The organism is Bacillus sp. A01H, assembly GCF_045277205.1.
Taxonomy (GTDB): domain Bacteria; phylum Bacillota; class Bacilli; order Bacillales; family Bacillaceae_G; genus Bacillus_A; species Bacillus_A paranthracis.
This window is the reverse complement of sequence record NZ_CP117702.1, coordinates 2,514,706-2,533,237: the sequence shown is the minus strand read 5'-3', so window position 1 is coordinate 2,533,237 and position 18,532 is coordinate 2,514,706. Positions and strand designations below refer to the sequence as shown.

Annotated in this window: 17 protein-coding genes and 1 pseudogene; 3 read left to right on the top strand and 15 right to left on the bottom strand. The window is 31.1% G+C overall.

Going from position 1 to position 18,532, the window contains the following annotated elements; translation table 11 throughout:
* Window positions 1-8: 8 nt before the first annotated feature.
* A complete protein-coding gene (locus tag PSR14_RS13295) occupies window positions 9-1,700 on the top strand; it encodes a M3 family oligoendopeptidase (RefSeq protein ID WP_001190018.1) in 1,692 nt (563 codons plus the stop codon).
* A 14-nt stretch (window positions 1,701-1,714) separates the two neighbouring features.
* Here the strand turns inward: PSR14_RS13295 and PSR14_RS13290 are convergent, their stop codons facing one another.
* Window positions 1,715-2,809 carry an AraC family transcriptional regulator gene (locus tag PSR14_RS13290; protein WP_139303363.1) on the bottom strand — a complete coding sequence of 365 codons (1,095 nt, stop codon included), beginning with the start codon at window positions 2,807-2,809 and terminating at the stop codon, window positions 1,715-1,717.
* 321 nt (window positions 2,810-3,130) lie between these two features.
* Here PSR14_RS13290 and PSR14_RS13285 point away from each other — a divergent pair, with 321 nt between their 5' ends.
* Window positions 3,131-4,078: a phosphotransferase enzyme family protein gene (locus PSR14_RS13285; protein WP_001037117.1), complete on the top strand. Its 948-nt coding sequence runs from the start codon at window positions 3,131-3,133 to the stop codon at window positions 4,076-4,078.
* 78 nt (window positions 4,079-4,156) lie between these two features.
* Here PSR14_RS13285 and PSR14_RS13280 read toward each other — a convergent pair whose 3' ends face one another.
* The 5 genes from PSR14_RS13280 to PSR14_RS13260 form a co-directional block, all read right to left on the bottom strand.
* Window positions 4,157-4,909 carry an aminoglycoside phosphotransferase family protein gene (locus PSR14_RS13280; RefSeq protein ID WP_000242847.1) on the bottom strand — a complete coding sequence of 251 codons (753 nt, stop codon included), beginning with the start codon at window positions 4,907-4,909 and terminating at the stop codon, window positions 4,157-4,159.
* 117 nt (window positions 4,910-5,026) lie between these two features.
* Window positions 5,027-5,821, bottom strand: coding sequence for a VOC family protein (locus PSR14_RS13275; RefSeq protein WP_000627958.1), 795 nt, complete (start codon window positions 5,819-5,821; stop codon window positions 5,027-5,029).
* Between the two features lie 286 nt (window positions 5,822-6,107).
* On the bottom strand, window positions 6,108-6,860 hold the full coding sequence (locus PSR14_RS13270; protein ID WP_001003853.1) for a class I SAM-dependent methyltransferase: 753 nt from the start codon (window positions 6,858-6,860) through the stop codon (window positions 6,108-6,110).
* The gene (locus PSR14_RS13265; protein WP_226805551.1) at window positions 6,857-7,099 is read right to left on the bottom strand and encodes a hypothetical protein; all 243 of its coding nucleotides are present in this window, start codon (window positions 7,097-7,099) and stop codon (window positions 6,857-6,859) included. The genes PSR14_RS13270 and PSR14_RS13265 overlap by 4 nt, the downstream gene beginning before the upstream one ends.
* Window positions 7,093-7,785, bottom strand: coding sequence for a serine/threonine protein kinase (locus PSR14_RS13260; protein ID WP_073541693.1), 693 nt, complete (start codon window positions 7,783-7,785; stop codon window positions 7,093-7,095). Before PSR14_RS13260 ends, PSR14_RS13265 begins: the two co-directional genes overlap by 7 nt.
* 422 nt (window positions 7,786-8,207) lie before the next feature.
* On the opposite strand from PSR14_RS13260, the gene PSR14_RS13255 reads away from it, so the two are divergent.
* A complete protein-coding gene (locus tag PSR14_RS13255; protein ID WP_000772538.1) occupies window positions 8,208-9,434 on the top strand; it encodes an MFS transporter in 1,227 nt (408 codons plus the stop codon).
* 91 nt (window positions 9,435-9,525) lie between these two features.
* Here PSR14_RS13255 and PSR14_RS13250 read toward each other — a convergent pair whose 3' ends face one another.
* The 9 genes and pseudogenes from PSR14_RS13250 to PSR14_RS13210 form a co-directional block, all read right to left on the bottom strand.
* Window positions 9,526-10,335 carry a MerR family transcriptional regulator gene (locus PSR14_RS13250; RefSeq protein WP_000472643.1) on the bottom strand — a complete coding sequence of 270 codons (810 nt, stop codon included), beginning with the start codon at window positions 10,333-10,335 and terminating at the stop codon, window positions 9,526-9,528.
* A 115-nt stretch (window positions 10,336-10,450) separates the two neighbouring features.
* Window positions 10,451-11,902, bottom strand: coding sequence for a serine hydrolase (locus PSR14_RS13245; RefSeq protein WP_169509309.1), 1,452 nt, complete (start codon window positions 11,900-11,902; stop codon window positions 10,451-10,453).
* Window positions 11,902-12,414 carry a hypothetical protein gene (locus PSR14_RS13240; RefSeq protein ID WP_002080533.1) on the bottom strand — a complete coding sequence of 171 codons (513 nt, stop codon included), beginning with the start codon at window positions 12,412-12,414 and terminating at the stop codon, window positions 11,902-11,904. The genes PSR14_RS13245 and PSR14_RS13240 overlap by 1 nt, the downstream gene beginning before the upstream one ends.
* Window positions 12,411-12,752 (bottom strand): PadR family transcriptional regulator, encoded by a 342-nt coding sequence (locus PSR14_RS13235; protein WP_001997521.1) that lies wholly within the window; start codon window positions 12,750-12,752, stop codon window positions 12,411-12,413. The genes PSR14_RS13240 and PSR14_RS13235 overlap by 4 nt, the downstream gene beginning before the upstream one ends.
* A gap of 178 nt (window positions 12,753-12,930) precedes the next feature.
* On the bottom strand, window positions 12,931-13,410 hold the full coding sequence (locus PSR14_RS13230; RefSeq protein WP_000559856.1) for an SRPBCC family protein: 480 nt from the start codon (window positions 13,408-13,410) through the stop codon (window positions 12,931-12,933).
* 269 nt (window positions 13,411-13,679) lie between these two features.
* A pseudogene (locus tag PSR14_RS13225) lies at window positions 13,680-14,060 on the bottom strand (SAM-dependent methyltransferase); the annotation flags it as partial.
* A 20-nt stretch (window positions 14,061-14,080) separates the two neighbouring features.
* Entirely contained in the window at window positions 14,081-16,756 is a 2,676-nt protein-coding gene (locus tag PSR14_RS13220; protein ID WP_073541692.1) for a M4 family metallopeptidase, read from the bottom strand.
* 170 nt (window positions 16,757-16,926) lie between these two features.
* A complete protein-coding gene (locus PSR14_RS13215) occupies window positions 16,927-17,301 on the bottom strand; it encodes a hypothetical protein (RefSeq protein WP_001059029.1) in 375 nt (124 codons plus the stop codon).
* Window positions 17,302-17,681: 380 nt separating this feature from the next.
* On the bottom strand, window positions 17,682-18,284 hold the full coding sequence (locus PSR14_RS13210; protein WP_257147384.1) for a hypothetical protein: 603 nt from the start codon (window positions 18,282-18,284) through the stop codon (window positions 17,682-17,684).
* Window positions 18,285-18,532 lie beyond the last annotated feature (248 nt).

Sequence of the window (18,532 nt, the reverse complement as noted above, 5' to 3'; positions counted from 1 at the left end):
GATATGTAATGCAACGTGTAAATACAATTGATATTAGTAATGTACTACAATTAGAAAAAACTCTTTCGTCTTTATTAAATAAAATGATTTCTTCAAAATTAGACCTAGAAAACTGGTTAAAAGAGCAGTCAAAAGTGATTTGGGAAATCGAAGAACAATTAAGAACACATTATATCGCCTTTCAATGTAATACGGATGATGAAAAAATAAAGGATACTTTTGAACATGATCAACAATTTGTAAAGCCACTTTTAAAACGGTACCAAAATTTATTGGATAATAAATATTTAGAGTCACCTTTTCGAATGGAATTAGATTCTAACGTATATGGTTTGTTGGATGCAAAAATAAAAAATGCTCAAAAGTTATTTTGTGAGGAAAATATTGAATTAGAAGTAAAGGAAGACAAATTAGTCACAGAGTACTTTGAAATCACTGGAGGATTAATTGGAATTTGGGACGGAGAAGAAAAAACGATAACAGAATTACAATCCTATTTACAAGATTCGAATCGTGACATCCGTAAAAAGGCCAAAACCATTATTTCTGAACAATTTTTATCTGTTGAAAAAGAACTCCAAAACATATTAAATCAATTAATTGAAATTCGCCATCAAAAAGCAAAAAATATTCAACTAGAGAATTATCGCGATTATATGTTCAAAAAATACGAGCGTTTTGATTATTCAGCGAAAGATTGCTATGAACTAGCTGAATCCATACGTAAGTATGTTGTGCCTCTTAAAGATAAAATATTACTAGAGAAAAAAGAGAAACTGCAAGTGGATACGCTTCGCCCGTGGGATGTATCAGCTGTAACTCCAGATCAAAAAGTACTTAAACCAATTGCAAATGAAAATGATTTAATTGAAAAGAGCACTCATATCTTTAACAAACTAGATCTTGAATTTTCAACACTATTAAACCGAATGTATAAACACGATTGTCTTGATTTAACAAGCCGCAAAGGAAAAGCATCTGGAGGCTTTTGTGAGTACTTACCAGCTTCACAATTATCATTTATTTTTATGAACTTAAATTATACACAAGATGATATTATCACTTTTATACATGAAATGGGTCATAGTATTCATAACGAACTTATAAAACCATTAAAATTACGACAGTATATAGAAATTCCAGCTGAAACAGCTGAACTAGCTAGTATGACAATGGAGTTATTCTCGCTTAATTATTGGGATACCTTCTATACAGACAAAAAAGATTTAAAACAAGCAAAAATTAACTTCTTTAAAGATGTTATTTCATATTTACCTATTATGCTTATTGTCGATCAATTTCAACACTGGCTGTATGAAAATCCAAGTCATACTTCTGAAGAAAGAAATGAAAAATACTTACAACTTCAAAAACATTATCAGTCTAGCGTCATACATATTGATGGCTACGAAAACTGGATAGCAACGAGTTGGTTACCTGTACTCCATATCTTTGAAGTACCATTTTATTATATTGAATATGCGATCGCCCAACTTGGTGCATTACAAATGTATAAACAATATAAAGAGGATCCCAAGCAAGCACTAGAAAATTATAAAAAGGCATTATCACTAGGAAGCTCGCAATCTATAAAAGAAGTGTATGAAGCAGCTGGAATTCGTTTTGATTTTTCTAGCGAAACAATTAAGGAACTAATGGCATTTGTAGAAAAAGAATTAGAATTACTTGAGCAATTATAAGAAGAAAGCTGCACCTATATTTTTGGTGTAGCTTTCTTCTTTATTTTATTAATCAGCTCTATATACTGAGAATCACCATATCCGATTGTTGGAAATAGTTGAAACAACTTTGTTAATAATTGTTGAGTTGATAAATCTTTATTTTTAGAGATAAATTTCATTACAGCATTATCTTCTTTTAGCATTTTTAAATATAGATCTATAGCCTGATACATTACAGGTGGTACCTTATAGAAAGTCTTTTTATGATTTACTAATACTTCATTGTATAGCGAAGAATAATTTCCTAATTCAAGTTCAATTTGATTTACTTTAAATTCATCTTCTCTGAAGCTATTTAAGTATACCTTCCCCTCATAACGAGACTGTTCAAGGTATGAAAGTATTGTAAGTAAGTTCATTTGACAAAACATATCTTCACCAAACCATAAAACAATACATTTATACTCTTTCGTAAAAAGTTTCTTTAATGGATCTATAACCTTTTTTGTGTAACTTTCTACTGAACTGTTATGTCCTGCTGCCCTTGTCTTAATAAATTCTTTATCAAAAACTAGTGTAGTAACTTGGTTTACACACATCGCTTCATTAAATGGTGCGTAATCAGAATCACCCATTAGCTTTTCATTTTTAAATTCTTCATACATCATTTGACCATTCAATATGTTTAATACATCTTTATCAAACAGCTCGCTCTTCGCATTTCGTAATTGCTCAACCTCTATTTTTCTAGAAATATTCATATTAAACTCTCCTTCCTTATTTATATTGAGTTTAACAAATGATTGAATAGGCAATTGGTTAAGTTGAAATTCTCTTGGATTCATTCCAAAAACATTCTTGAAAGCTCTACTATAGGCCTCTTGCGAAGAATAATTATAATCCAATGCGATATCTATTATCTTCCTACCATTCTTTAAATCTTCTATAGATAAGTATAACCTTCTAAGAAGAATATAGCGTCTAATACTGAAACCCGTTACTTGGTGAAATTTAAAAGAACAATAATAAGGAGAATACCCCATATAACGGGACAATTCATCTAATGAAAATCCCTTTTTCAAATTGCGCTCAAACCAATCAATCATCTGCTGTATATGTTCATTCATTTCCTTCACTCCTTATATAAAAGTATAAGAGAAGTGCGTTTCATTCTTTTGATATTTCTTGTGTTTTAAAACATGAGCCATTCTATAAAATCTATATATGAGTATTAGTTTTATATTTTTTACCTATCTTATTTTGACATACCTTCTATTCATTTTTCAATTTAATGTTAATTCGTATGCTTGCAAGACCTAAATAATTATTAAAGGTCAATTTACATCATATTTCATTTTAAAGGATTTCAAAAATGAAACTAGAATTTTGTAAAATAAGATTCTTTTAATTCTCTAATTAAAAAATAAAAATTTAGAAAGGACGTTACAATGAACAAACTAGAAAAAGAAATACTTCAATTCATAAATGAACTATATCCGTTGAATTTTATTTACATTACACCAATAACAAATGAGATGTATGAATGTCTCACAGATCAAGGAACATACTTCATTAGAATTACAAACTACAAAACATATGAAGAACAATTAGAAGAAGTTACATATACGAATTTTCTATACGAAAACGGTTTAGATGTTCCACCAATACTCCCTTCTTTACAAGGGAATCTTGTAGAAAAATTAACATTAGACAAGGAGCTTTTTACAGTATTATATAAAGCTGCTCCTGGTATACATTTACCAAGATGCAAATGGAATTCTACTATATTTAAAAAGCTTGGTCAACAAATCGGAAAATTGCATCGTATATCTAAAACCTTTGAAAAAGCTAAACCGGTTAAATATATTAACGACTGGTATGAGAATGAGGAATATAATTTCCTTAAGTATATTCCTAAAGAAGAAACTACTATTAGGGAAATTGCATCTGAAGTTTTAAATTCTATAAAAGAGCTACAAAAATCCACTTCAAATTACGGCTTAATTCACGGAGATTTATGGTTAGAAAATATTTTAGTTGAAAATAATTCAAACTTAACAATGATTGATTTTCAAGACTGTGAAAAACATTTTTATATATTCGATTTAGCAGTTCCTATTTATAGTGCTTTAGAATATTCATTTGCTGGAAATGCAAATATCGTTGAGTATGAGCATTCCATTACAAAAGCACTATTTGAAGGGTACCAAGAAGAAAATGAACTACCTAAAGAAATGATAGACAAGTTTCCATTATTTATTAAATTAAAGGAGATTTTTGAATATAGCTTAATGCATATGTATTGGGATAAAGAAGAATTAACTGAGGAACAAGTACGGATAATGAACCTTTATAGGATGAAAATTGAAAATAAGTATACCTATATCAATGTTTAAAAATGCTGTTGTTTAACTACAAGGAAACTTTAGTTAAACAACAGCGTTTATTAATTAGCTGACAACCTTTTTTATGACTTATAAATACTGATTCAATAATCTTTTCAAATACACTTCATTTTGCGGTGATACTTTTTCAGAAAATCTAGCTGCAATAACAATAGGAGCCCATTGAAAAATCTCATCTCTTAACAAACTAGTATTTTTGCAATATAAGTGTAAATACATTTCAGCTAATTCTAAAGAAGTCTGAGCATACAATAAATATGTTCGAAATACATCTGCCCGAATATCACCAGAACTAGCATCTACCCAGTCTATAACTTTCACTTTCTCTTCCTTACTCAAAATCAAATTAAATGGATGAAAATCTCCATGACATAATCTAGGTTCAAATTTAATTGAATGTAACATATTCAATATATTTTCCTTTTGCTTTTCATCTAATTTATGTCCAGATTTAATTTGACGTTCTAACCTTTGCCTGATGAACTCCATTCCATCTGTATTCACACGTATAGCATGGATCTTTTTTTGCTCATTTACACAAAGGCCGATATAACGCTCTGCCTCATTCAAATTATTAAGCAGGAGATCACCAATGTTCTCCCCTTTTACATATTCCATAATAATTGCTTGTCTATTTTGTATCTTTGCCACTTCAAATACGTTTGGAACTGGCAGCCCGCATGAATAAGCATATTTTTGTTTTTTTGCTTCATTCATAGACTCTGTATCTGGAAGATATTCTTTAAATAATTTCACAATCTTATTATCATATAGATAAATTTCCGCTGTATTCCCTTTTGCAATTGGATTACCTAAAACCACTTCATTTCTCCCCTTAACATAAATTAGAATAACATCTTATACTTCTCTTTACATTCACTATAACCCTAGCTAAAACCTTCTTCACGACTATACAAAAAAACTTACCACTTTCCATCCTTAAATAGAAAGCGGTAAGTTTAATTTACTTGGAATATCAGCATGGAGATTTGGTGTATGCAAGATCGTAAATGAATATCCTTGCTGAATAAATGATACTTCATTATGTTTACATTCATATGGAACACTATTTTTCTTCAAGTTATTTTGTATGCGTTGTAAAAATGCTTGATCTGGTGTTCCAAAAGAAACATGTACTTTCGGTGGTAAAGCTTTCATCGCAATCGGAATCCATGGTCGCTGCCACCAAGTTGCGACAATGTATGCAGTGCCACCTATAACAAAGTTAAAAATATCCCCATCTTCCATCGTTTTCATATCTAGATTTGATTTTAACCATTTCGTAAATACAGGTACACTTTTAACGGGAAGACCGATTTCCCTTACATATAAAACGTTTAATGGTGAATGCGGTATTAATACATCTTCTTTAACATAACTATGTGCAATAATTTCGAGAAGATTTCCATCTCCGTCTTTAAAGTATAAATTGAATAGATTATTCTCCTCACCAATTATATTTCCATCTTTCCATTTCACAATGAGTAACCCAGACTTTTCAAGCCATTTTGCTGTTTCATGAAATTTTGAATATGAAATTTCAAAGGCGAAGTGCGCAGGTGCAATTGGCTCATACACTTCTTGAAAACTAATTGTTGTATATGGTGTTACTTCAAATTGAATGTAGGATGCTGTTTCTTTTTTTATTGGAAAAGATAATACGTCCCTATAAACTTGTTTTACCCCTTCTATGGAAACAGTTTGTAGTTTTATATCAGAAATATGTGTAATCATTTTACGTCCCCCTATTTCATACTATCTATTCGTATTGTATTACAATTATAAATAGATAAAATCAAACGGAAGGATGGATTTTTCATATAAAAACTACAACTTTAGTATGAATATGTTAGCTTCTTTCATTGCTAGTACAGTAACATTTCAACACCATTATCCTCCATATTTCATTTTTTTGATTAACACTTTACTTATTTTTATTTTTTCAAGTTTCCCCTGCATTGTTCCTATATAAAAAAGCTGCCTTTCCTTAAACGAAAAGCTGCTTTTACAATAAAATACATTAAGATTTTACAGCAATAATCATAAATCTTTTTGAATTCGTACGAATCCCTTTTTCAGAACTATTAACATCAATGAAACTTTGTAAAATAGTAAAATCTTCTGCCTCTTCTCCAAAATTAGGAATAATAGGCGTATGTTTTAATAAGAAAATAAGATCTTCAGGCGTTCTGTAATAATCAGTCACATCATATTCACGTACTTGCACGAGTTCAAATCCCGCACTAATAAGTTCCCTCATATACTTTTCTTTTAAAGTTCCGTCTCTTTCACCAAAGCATTGTCCTCTGCCAAATACTTCTTTCAGATTTAATTTATCATGTTCGCTTACTTGTTGTGTTAAGAAAAAAGCACCTTGTTTCATTACTTTTGCTAATTCAGATGCTATAAACGGTGCGTGACAACTAGAAGCGATATCAAAATGGGCAGGCGGAAACGTTAACGCTTCAGAATTCATTTGAAAAAACTCAACATTTTGTACACCTGATTTTTTTAAATTGGAATGTGCCGTTTCAATCATGCCGTTAGAATTATCAATTCCAATTAACAGTTTAGCTGAAGATGCTATATTAAGTACATTTTCTCCTCCACCTGTACCAACATCAAGTAGGGTGTCTGAAAGTTTACATCTTTCTTTCACTTCCCCGTAAAAGTCCCATGAATCTCCTACAGTTTCACATTTTATTTTACTAAAATCCCAACCATTTACTCTTCCTACTTTATCATAAAAGTTTTTGTACTCTAATTCGTTCATTTTGTATTTTCCCCTCTATTAACGCTTATGCTATTGATTCTTTGTGAAAAAGATCCACCAATTTCCCCTATATATGCCAGCCAATCTTCATAAAAAGCTTGAACAGTGCGATATCTTTTATTTTTTTCTTTATGTAGAGCTTTTTTACATATATTATATAATTCTAGTGTGCTCTCCCATTTCTCATAGCTTTTATCATTTTTCTCGCCAATAAAAGCAAAAGCAATTCCGGCTAACACATACACATTCGTTTCGCTTGTAATTTGTGCATGCAGTTCATATTCTTCAGGTGCTTTGAAACGACCTGCTCCCCAAAAATCCTCCCCAACTTTATTGAATACAGGTTTTTTTGAAAGAAATCAATATCACAGATCGTAAGTTTTGATTGCTCAAAATTATATAAAATACTACCGTCATAAAAATCAACCATGACATATCCTAATGACTCCACATAGGCTGCAAACTCAAAAATTTGTGTCAATATGTTAAGTCTCTCCGTCACTGATAATTGTCTTAGCTTAACAAAAGGCGAATTTGGTGCATGGTGCTTTTCAAACGGTGTAAAGTCCCAATGATTGTGCATGCATTCCCCATCAATCCAATGAAACCTTAAACAAAATCCGTTTTGCATTTGAATAGGATTAATATATGGAACTAGTAAAGGATATTGAATTTGTTCATACACTTCTTTTGCCTTCATTAATCGTTGGATCGCGTCCCCTATCTTGCCTTTGTATTCTAAATTGCGTGCACCTGCATACTTCAAAAAATAACGTTTTCCATTTTCAATAATACCAAAGCTAATATTTCCTGAATCTTGCTGATCAAACACAGTAAACACTTCTACATCCTTTAACCAATCAAAATTATGCTCCTCAGCCAATGTTAATGGGTATTGATTTTTTCCAATTTTAATATTTATCATGTGCTGCTCCTAGCTTTGAGCGAACGTAGTTGATAGAGGTATGATACGCATACTCAAATTATTTTTACCTCATGCTTGATTTTCTTCTGTTTGTTCATAAAACATCACTCCTTTCAAATAACCGCCCTTAATTACTTTCTATTATATATTATAAAATACAAATTATAAGGAAAATATATTCCATATGCACAAATAGTTTACATAACATTTTTATGGTTTATTTATGTATGTAATCTACATCTCTCCCCAACCACACATACTATTTAAAACAGTACAGACTGCTTTTACATTCTTCATTTTTATTTCCTCCTTAAAATACATGTAAAAAGTAGGATTAACCAAAAAATTAAAGAATTCTATATATGACAAGTATTGGACGAATTATTTTCAAATTTCTCTATAATAAAGGTGGTATAAACAGTGTGAAACTTATGCAAGAACGTAGCCTTACCGTAAAGACAACTTTTACTAAAGAATACAAGATTTTTATTTTGGGTTTACTCATTTCACGAATTGGGGATTCACTATATACTTTTGCGTTACCTTGGATTGCCTATCAATTAACCGGTTCAGCTGTAATTATGAGTTCTTTATTTGCTATTAACGTATTGCCAATCGTTTTATTTGGCCCTTTAGTTGGTGTAATAATTGATCGTTATGATCGAAAAAAGTTACTTTTGGTAGCGGATATTACTAATATTATTTTAGTAAGTCTTGTTCCAATACTACATTCATTACATCTATTACAAATCTGGCATTTATACATAATTACTTTTATGTTAGCAGTTATGTCCATGCTTTTTGATGTAACAACTGTTACAGTCATTCCGCAAATTGCTGGAGCATCCTTAACGAAGGCCAATTCTTTCTATCAAATGGTTAATCAATTGGCTAGTTTATTTGGTCCAATGATAGCTGGGGTTTTCATTTCTTTTATTGGCGGCTTTCAGATGCTTTGGATTAATGTTCTTTCATTTATTGCAACATTAATTGCTGTGATATTATTACCGTCTATGAAAACCGTAAACAAGAAATGCCAAGATAAAAATACACTTCAAAATGTACTAGCTGATTTGGTTAATGGATGTAAATGGCTCAAAAATGACCGTTTAAATTTAGCTTTATCTTTTCAAGCTATGATTGGAAACTTTGGAGCAAGTGCGGTTTTAGGTGTGTTCATGTATTATTTACTATCCACATTGCAACTTACGCCGGAACAAAGTGGTTTTAATTATTTACTAATTGGAATAGGCGGGCTCTTAGGAAGCTTGATTGCAGTTCCTTTAGAAAAGAGATTGCAACGCGGTCTTCTAATTCCATTACTCCTATTTGTTGGAGCAATTGGTTTAACTTTTGCGCTTTGGAGTACATATTGGCTTGCTCCCGGAATTGCTTTCGGTATTGCAATGACTTGCAATATTGCATGGAATACAATTGTAGCCACCGTTCGCCAGGAAACAGTTCCATCAAATATGCAAGGGAGAGTTTTAGGGTTTTCACGTGTACTTACACGATTAGCTATGCCACTTGGAGCGTTAGTAGGAGGTATTATTTCAGCTTATAATCCTGTCTTTGTATTTGCTTTAGCTGCTTTTACTAAATTAATTGAAGTCTTTATTGCTTTATATAGTCCGATACGAAAACTATAATAGAAGGAAAGATAACTATGATTGGTTAATTGCAATTACGGATAAGTTTATAAAGAAAAAAGGCATATTATAATGCCTTTTTTCTTTACAATCATTTAACTGGATAACAAACTTCTGTAACCCATTTATTAGCATCCGATTCCATCGCTGGGCTCACATGATAAATATTAAACATTGGACCTGCTAATTCGTAACCCTCTGTCTCAATCCATTTTGCCGCCGCTTCATTTACAGCTGTCATCTGTTCATAACTTCCATTAACTGTTATAGAAGCTACATTAGCTGATTCCACATTTTTAAATGTAACGTCTTTTGTATTTTCGTGCTTCCCTAGAATACTTAGCTGTATTTCTATATCTACATCATTTTCTTTGTATTCACGATCATGGAAAACCGCAATACTATAACTCGGATGGTCAATACTAATATTCTCCATTTGAATTTCTTGCATTAATATACTCCATAAATCACCTTCGCAATTATACGATGGAATAATCTTTCTAACACTAGCTACAGTTCTTTCTGGAATTTCTTTTATTGAAACATGATAATTCATCTCAACAACATCCTCTCTCATCGTTTTCATTGAGTCTTCGAGGAGACGTAATTGTTTTTGGAGGTTATACATGTCTTCTTTAATTTGAACACTACGATTTAAAAATTGCTCTTTTATGCTATCTATATTATCGCATTCTATTATTTCTTTAATAGTTGCAATATTAAATCCCATATCTTTTAATGTTTGAATTTGATTTACTTTCTTTAGCTGTGCTGCTGCATAGTATCGATAACCACTTTGTTCATCGACTTTTACTGGTTGTAATAATTCCACTTTATCGTAGTGTCTCAACATACGTATACTAATGGAAGATAGTTTTGAAAAGTCTCCTATTTTAAACATGATTTCCTCCTATAAATTACATCTACTTCGAAGCTCAATTTTATCTTAAACAATGACATTGTGTGAGAGTCAACCGTTTATAACACTTGAATTATATTTCTTTAATTATTTCCCCTTATACTTTTTTCCTTCTTAAGGCTATACGAATTGATATTAGTCCGTTCACAGCTAATAAAGTTACAATAATACTTGTAACTAAAGCTACGTCTGGCGCAAATATTTTAATCGTCCGCCATGGTGAACTTGTACTATAAGTAAGTAGTGGGATGAATGTAATAGATAATAGTAGCGATAGCCCCCCTATAGATAACCAAATTACCTTTTTTACAGTTTTCATATGTTTATACTTTTTAATTAACATAATTGATATTACGAAAAGTATGAGTGTAACTATCAACATAATAATTTGTGTTAATGGTATATTTTTAGGGATATCAACCGGTTCTTCTCCATTCAAAATACTAATAATCCCCTTTTTCAATTCTGATAGTGCGGTTTCTTCTAATACATGATTTTTATTTGTTAAAATCACACCACTCCAGCCACTTTTATTTAAAGTAAATATTTCTGCACGAGCATCGGGCGTTGATCCTGAATGCCAAATCATCGTTTCGCTTTCATTTATATTTGTTGTTCTTAATCCAAAACCATAACTTTTTTCTGAATTTGTTTGATAAAGTGGTGAAAGATAAAGATTCATGTTTTCTTGCTTTAAAAATTGAGGATTTTCTTGGCGATTCAAAAACATAATGAATTGAATCATATCTTCCAAATTCGCGGTAATATAACCATATGGTGCCCCGGCATTATCATAGGACACTACACTTTTTCTTGGTATGCCAAACCACGACTGATAACCTGTTAAATAGCCTTTTTCATATGCAATTTCTTTACTTGCTGCCGCGCCATTCATATTTAACGGCTGAAAAATATACTTTTCCATATATGATGAATATATTTCATTTGTGACTTCTTCAATAAGTGCGCCTAACACAATATAATTTGCATTACTATATTGATATTTTTCACCTGGTGGAGCAGTTACTTTTACATTTAAAAGCTCCATTACATTTTCTTTTAATGCTGTAGAACTTTTGGATTGCTTATCTGATAATGCTAAGCCTTCATATGTGTTGATTCCGCTTGTATGAGTTAGTAGATGTTGGATTGTTATAGTTGAGGATATTTGAGAATCTTTTAGTTTAAACCAAGGGAGATATCGTTGAACTGGATCTTCTAATTTTATTTTTTTATCTTCTATTAATTTCACTATAGCTAAAGCTGTTAAAGATTTACTTATTGAGCCGATTGCAAATGGAGTTTTACTAGTTACCTTTTTTTCAGATTCTCCAGTAACCCCCATCGTTTTTGTGAAGAATACTTCTTTATTATGTACAATTGCAACAGAAGCTCCTGGAATATTCTGTTCATTTATAAATTCTTCAATATACTTATCTAAAGTAGCTTTAATATTTTGCTGAGCATACACTTTTGGATGAACGATACATAATACTAATACATTACAAAGAATACATATTCGGAATAATTTATAGATAGTTTTCTTCATTATACTTTAGATAGCTTTCTTTTTTTATAATTTACTAAACTAATAAATACTACTACAGAGATTGTAAAACTACTCATTATTAATAATGAGTTCCACCATTGATTCTCTGATATACGATATAAAATATTATAATCAAATATAGCTTTACTATTAGTTTGGTTAAATGATTCAGTTAAAAATATTGAAAATGTAGTTTGCGAGATGAGGTAAGTAATAAATGCGATGAATATGCCACGTAAGACAAATGTGTTGTATTTTCCTTTTTCATTTTGAAGTTGTTTCATTTTAACTTGTAAATCAATTTCATTTATTTCTAAAAAATCTTGAACAAATAATTGGGGGGTACCTAAATCATCTATACTGTCTTCACCATGTTCACGACATTCTTGAATATGTTCTAATATTTGTCGCTTTATATTTTCCCTTTCTTCTAAACTAATATCGTATTGCTTTAATTCCTTTAGTACGTCTGTTAAAAATTGCTTTTCTTTACCTATCAATCTATTCCTCATTTCAGAAGGTCTCCTTTCAAACCGCTTTTTAATAATGTTTGAATATCCGATTGCAATTCTAACCACTCATTAATTTTCTTCTCAAGACGTATTTTACCGTTTTCATTAATTTCATAATAAATTCTAACTTTACCACTGTCTGTTACTTCTTGATAAGTATTAACCCAATCTTGATTTTTTAACTTAGTTAAAATTGGATAAATACTTCCTACTCCTTTCAATTTTAAATTGTGTACTTCTAGCTCTTTCATAATCTCATAACCATAACTTTTCTTTTTTGACAAAATAGATAATACACACATTTCTAAATGCCCTTTAATTAAACTCGTTCTATCCATAGGATAAATTTAACAGAAATATATACTTCATTCAAGTATATATTTCTGTTAAATGCAAAAAAACAGACAATAAAACAAAAAGATTAACAAACAACAATACCACTCATCAACCATTTTTAATCTTAACAATTATTTTTACAATATAATAATTACATAATTAATATAACTTTTAACGTTATTACCCTCTTACTTCAAGAACCTTATCTTTATATATTTCAAACCATTGTTGCCATTTATCTTTAGAAAATTCTTTTTCTTCTCCTTCTAGAACGGCAGAAAAAAGATCTAAACAAATATGCCAACCAGCTATATCTTTCGGTGTATGATCAGTTAATTCGTGAATATATTCTTGGAGAAGTAAAAGGGTTCCATTATCCTCTTTATGTATTTCAAATCGGACCCGATCTTTATCCCAAGTAAATTCAAGCACTGAGTTTTGTTGACACTCTATAATATCAATATTTATAAATGAACCATCCATCATGTCGAACTTTATTACACCATTTGTTTTAAGGCTTTCAATCTGCAAATTGGACATCCATTTTTTTAACTTACTATTTTCTGTTAAAACTGACCAAACTTCTTCTATCGAATATGAAAAATGACGTTCAAATTTTACAATATATCCATTAGTTAGTTTCCCGATTTCAGCTATCATATTGATTGCCCCCCTATATAGAATGTATGTTCTTAATTTATTTTACACGAATATAAATATAAAATAAATCTTTATATAAACGAAGTAGTAATTAAAAGTTAAACGTGATGAGAAAAACTTTAATCTTTTCTAAATCAATTTAAATAATCTTGAAAAATAAATATCATTTATGCACGTTTCTTCCCAAAATATAGACTTACGCTCAAATAAAAAGAGCCGCATTTGCGACTCATAAATTTATAGAATTACTCCTGTTTTTGTTGAATGATTTACCGCTTAATCGCATCAACAATTAACGATGGAAAACCAAGTTTATCACCTTTATTTCTAGAATCATACCTTTTCGAACGGAAAATAACACCGTCGTTTGCATCCCATTCATTATAATAAAACTGACCATTTTCATCACAATATTCAAGTAAAACTACCTCAAATCCAGCAGTTTCAAACATTTTCGTTATTGTTTTATAGGTATGGACAATTTTATGACTTGCTGCTGGGTGATCTTTTGGGCCAGGTCCACCTATTTGAACTATCTTTTGGTACGCCTCATCTCGGAAAAATGCATCAGGAACACCGCACCGAATATGCCCCTCTTGCTTTAAAAATTCATAGCAAATTTCAGCAGCTCTTACACCTTCTTCAAACGAATAAGCTGTACTATCTACTTTTATATTTTTCTAAATTTGCGAACTAAAGTGAACACTATACCTGCAAAAACCATCCATAAGCCCATTGTTGTACTATTAGTTGTACTGCCCCCCGTGTTTGGAAGCTCTTTATATGTAGATTCTTTTTTATCAGAATTACTGTTGTTTTGGATATTACCGCTATTACTGTTATTAGTACTACCTTTAGCTTTGCTAGCGTCTGTATCCTTCACTAATACTTTTTGTATGGCATGTACCTTATTACCTACAGAATCTGTGACACTATATATTATTTCAAAAGTACCAACTTTAGTGGTATCTCCAATATCTTTATATACTACTTTAGAAGTAAGATCACCATCTTCTTTATCCGTAGCTGATACACCTACCATTGGATTGAATTCATCTCCCTTAGTAATTGTAGTTGTAGAAGGTACTTTTAGTATTGGTATGTCATTCTTAACTTCTTCTCTACCTGTGACTGTTACAGTTTGTTTCGCAATTTCTTCATGGCCTTTAGAATTTGTAACTGTATACGTTACTATGTAAGTACCGACTTTAGAGGTATCTACTTCCCCCTCAACTTTTACTTTAGAAGTAAGATCGCCGTCTTCTTTATCAATAGCTTTTACTTTTGCCATCGGATCGAATGATTCTCCTACAGTAATTGTCGTTGCAATAGGAACTGTTAATGTAGGTTTTAGATCTGATGTTTCTCCATCCCTCTCTACAATTACGGTCTGTGTTACCGTTGCTTTCCCACCTTGAGAATCAACGACAGAGTAATCCACAATGTATTTGCCTGGTTTAGAAGTGTCTACATCACCTTTATGTTCTACTCGATTTGTTAAATCACCATCTTCTTTATCAATAGCTTTTATATTGCTCATTGGGTCAAACTTATCACCGACACGTAGTGTAATTGTTGGCGGTACTGTTAGCTCTGGGACTTGGTTTGCCTCAGTTTTTTCGTTTTCTTTCACTGTTCCTTTAATTTTTGCTGCATCAAAAGCTTTTTGGACCGTTTCAACCTCAATGGAATTTGCCCCATATTTATTTGTTGCAACTTTAAGACACGCTAATCTTAATTCAGAGAAATTAGAAGTCATGTTCAATTCATCAGTATTTGCATAATAGAAAATATCAAACATTTTATCTTCACCAATACCATTTACAGTTACACCGTTATGAGTGCCACCTTGTGCAATTAAATACGCGACTTTATTAATAATACTTGAGTTGAAATGAACGCCCTCATTATCCTCTCCGTTTAAATCACTGTATTTGCTATAATCATCTGGATACGGTACTCCATTAAAAAATTTGACTGAAGATGGATTTTTCATATTACGGAGAACTGATCCACTTTGTTCTCCTATTGTCCAATTAAATTCCCCATTATTTATATATTTCTCAATAGCCGTTCCCATAATATCAGATAACGCCTCGTTAATTGCTCCAGATTCTCCAAAAAATTCAAGATTAGATTCACTAGATGTAACCGCATGTGTAAATTCGTGACCCGCTATGTCAAACGATCTAACCATTGGATCACCATATATAAGCATACTAACATTGTTAATATTAGCGCTAAATGCATTCCCCCAATTTTTAGGATCACTTGTTTCTCCAGAATCCCATGCATGTACAACTGAAACTACTTTTTTCCCTTTATTATCAAAACTATTACGCTTATATTTGTCTTTATAAAAATCATATACGTTTGTCGCTAAGAAATGAGCACTTACCGCTTTTGGGTCATTAAATGTTGTTGATGTGCTAGTTGTTAATATACCAGGATAATATTTTTCTTCAAAAGTAATATCTCTATAATTTACATCATACGTCTCAATTCCTTGCCCTCTTGTATAATCAGCAAGCGCATATTTCCCGTTACTTTGTTCAGAAATACCGAATGTACGAGTTATTCCTAAATCATCTTTTCCAGTCCCGGTTAATGATTTAAAATTACTTTTTTTACTCTCCTGAATAGCTTCAACACGCTCTTCATTTACTTTTAAATCTGACTCTTGCACCATATTTTTCAACACATCACCACTATGAGCATCCACTAAATAAGTTCCAGATACATAGTTTGGTGTGGCAGCTGCAAATGTAACTTGATATGCATTTGTAGCTTGCCCACGATTTTCATCAACAAAAATAACTTCCTTAACTTCTGCCTCAGAAATAAATTGAATATCATTTCCGTACTTCGTATAAATATATTGTTTTGCTTCTTCTTTTGATAAATTAATAGGATTCTTTAAATCTTCTTTTTCTAAGTTTTGTGCACTTTCCCCTGAAACACTTTTAATAATACCCTTTTTATCTACATGAGCAGTCAATTGGTGTCCGTATACTTCTTTACCTTCATATATTTGTTGCATACGAACAAGTGTAGTCCCATCATATGAACCACGTTTTTGAAGAACCTTGTAATCTACCCCTTTGTCTCCACTAACTTGTTTTGGAGACAAAGCATGTTCCGTCTTTTCCTTAAGTGCATCTTTCACTACGTTCTCTGGCGTTTTTTGTGATGGTTTTGTAAGTTCACCTGTACGGAACGAATCCTCTTGAATATCAACTTGCATTTGATCCGTTTCCTCCGCATAACCTTTCTCGTATGGTACTATGCTTGTCAAAGCTAATCCTGTTGTTAATGCAACTATAGCTATTTCTTTTTTATTTTTCATGTTATTTCCCTCTTATGATTTCCTAAAATATGAAATTACTAAAATTTATACAATCTATTTCTAATGTAAAAAGATGACTTCTGTAATCAACAAAAGTCACCTCTTCAATATGTAATACCCCTAATATATTTTTAATGCATAATTTCTATATAAAACAGAAAAAGCATTCATTAACGAGCATTTTGCATTACTTTTATTAGGTCATTTATATTTTCAACTTTCTGCTGAAACTGATCAAATCTACTATGTAACAATGAAGGATTCTTATCTTCAGTTGAAATAACTTTTTTTAACTCCTGTTCTAATATATCATATGTATCAAAGAAATTATCAAATTCTACACTTACAAGCTCTTCATTTTCACGATAAAATCTTTTTGTTTCTATATAAGTCATGTATGATTTATTTAAAAAACCTAATGAAATTAAATATTTAGAAGTGTTTTCTTGATAAATAGCAATATCGCATGCTATTTTCATATCAGAATAAGTTCTTTGAACGAAAGAATGCAATTCAAAAATCTTAAACTTTAATCCATTATTCATTTCATCCCCTCCCATCCTATCTATTCTACATAAAAAAAGAATATTATACAAAATATAATATCATCATAAAAGTAATAATTTAAAAATCAACTTAAGAATAAACAAATTCAAAGCTCTTTCATTAATAGAAAGTTCAATATGTCCACGAGAGGAAAACATATCAAACAAAACGACAGTCTAGATGCATATACACTCCTTTCAAATTTGATAGGTATTTTACTTTTTATACATAAAAAAGAACGAATCTACATTCGCTCTTCTCCACATATTTATGGTGCAAAGTTTATCATCCGACTTAACATAAATCTTAATATAGTAAACAGTAGTATAAAAACAAATAAACTACATGCCTACGACTAAGCAGAATACTTCAGCCTCAACTATTTATAAAAAACTTCCGCCATAGTTAAAATATTTAAGATATACAATAATAGTAAATTATTTTTTTTCCTTTTAGTTTTCATTCGATGCTGGAACGACAGAGTCGCCATAAATACAGTTATCCCCCACAAGAATAATCCGCCATATGTCACCACATATACCCAAATAGCCAATCCTTCGGTGTATCCTTTAGGAAGTATTCCTAAAAATTGAAACACTGTTAAGAAACTAACTATAACTGTGAATACTCCAACTGCCCATCCTGATATGATTAATAACCATCTCGGTAGCTTCTCTCCCCATGAAGTAACGAGCGCTATAGCAAATAAAGATGCAAGTACTGCTAAGAGAGCTGTGAAGTCTATTCCAATGGTATATAGCGTATATAAAAAGGAGGATCCTTCCTGTAATGTTTCACCAAATCCTATCACACTTTGAACAACTTGCTTTGTTGTAAGTCCTACCGTTGATCCCCATGCCCAAAGAGATTTTAAAATTGCATATGGTAACAGGGAAACAGCTGCAACATAACCCCATCCTTTACTCAAATAAACTTTATCATTTATTTCTGAGCCCATACCCTTCTCATATTTTAAGTTCAAAATCCCCTCTCCCTTCTCATATAAGAAATGAATCTCCTTTTAAAAACTATACAACGATTGTACATTTCAGAAGTTATTTATTTGCTTCTTTATTCAAGAATATGGTCCTTTCTTTCAATAAAGCAAGTTGCATTTTTTACAATTTTATTTTACTTTAAAAATTTTATTATCTTTGCACACATTTTTAATGTGATTCTTATATTATTTAAAATAAAAAAATAATAAGCGAAAAGAATATCTCCTTTCGC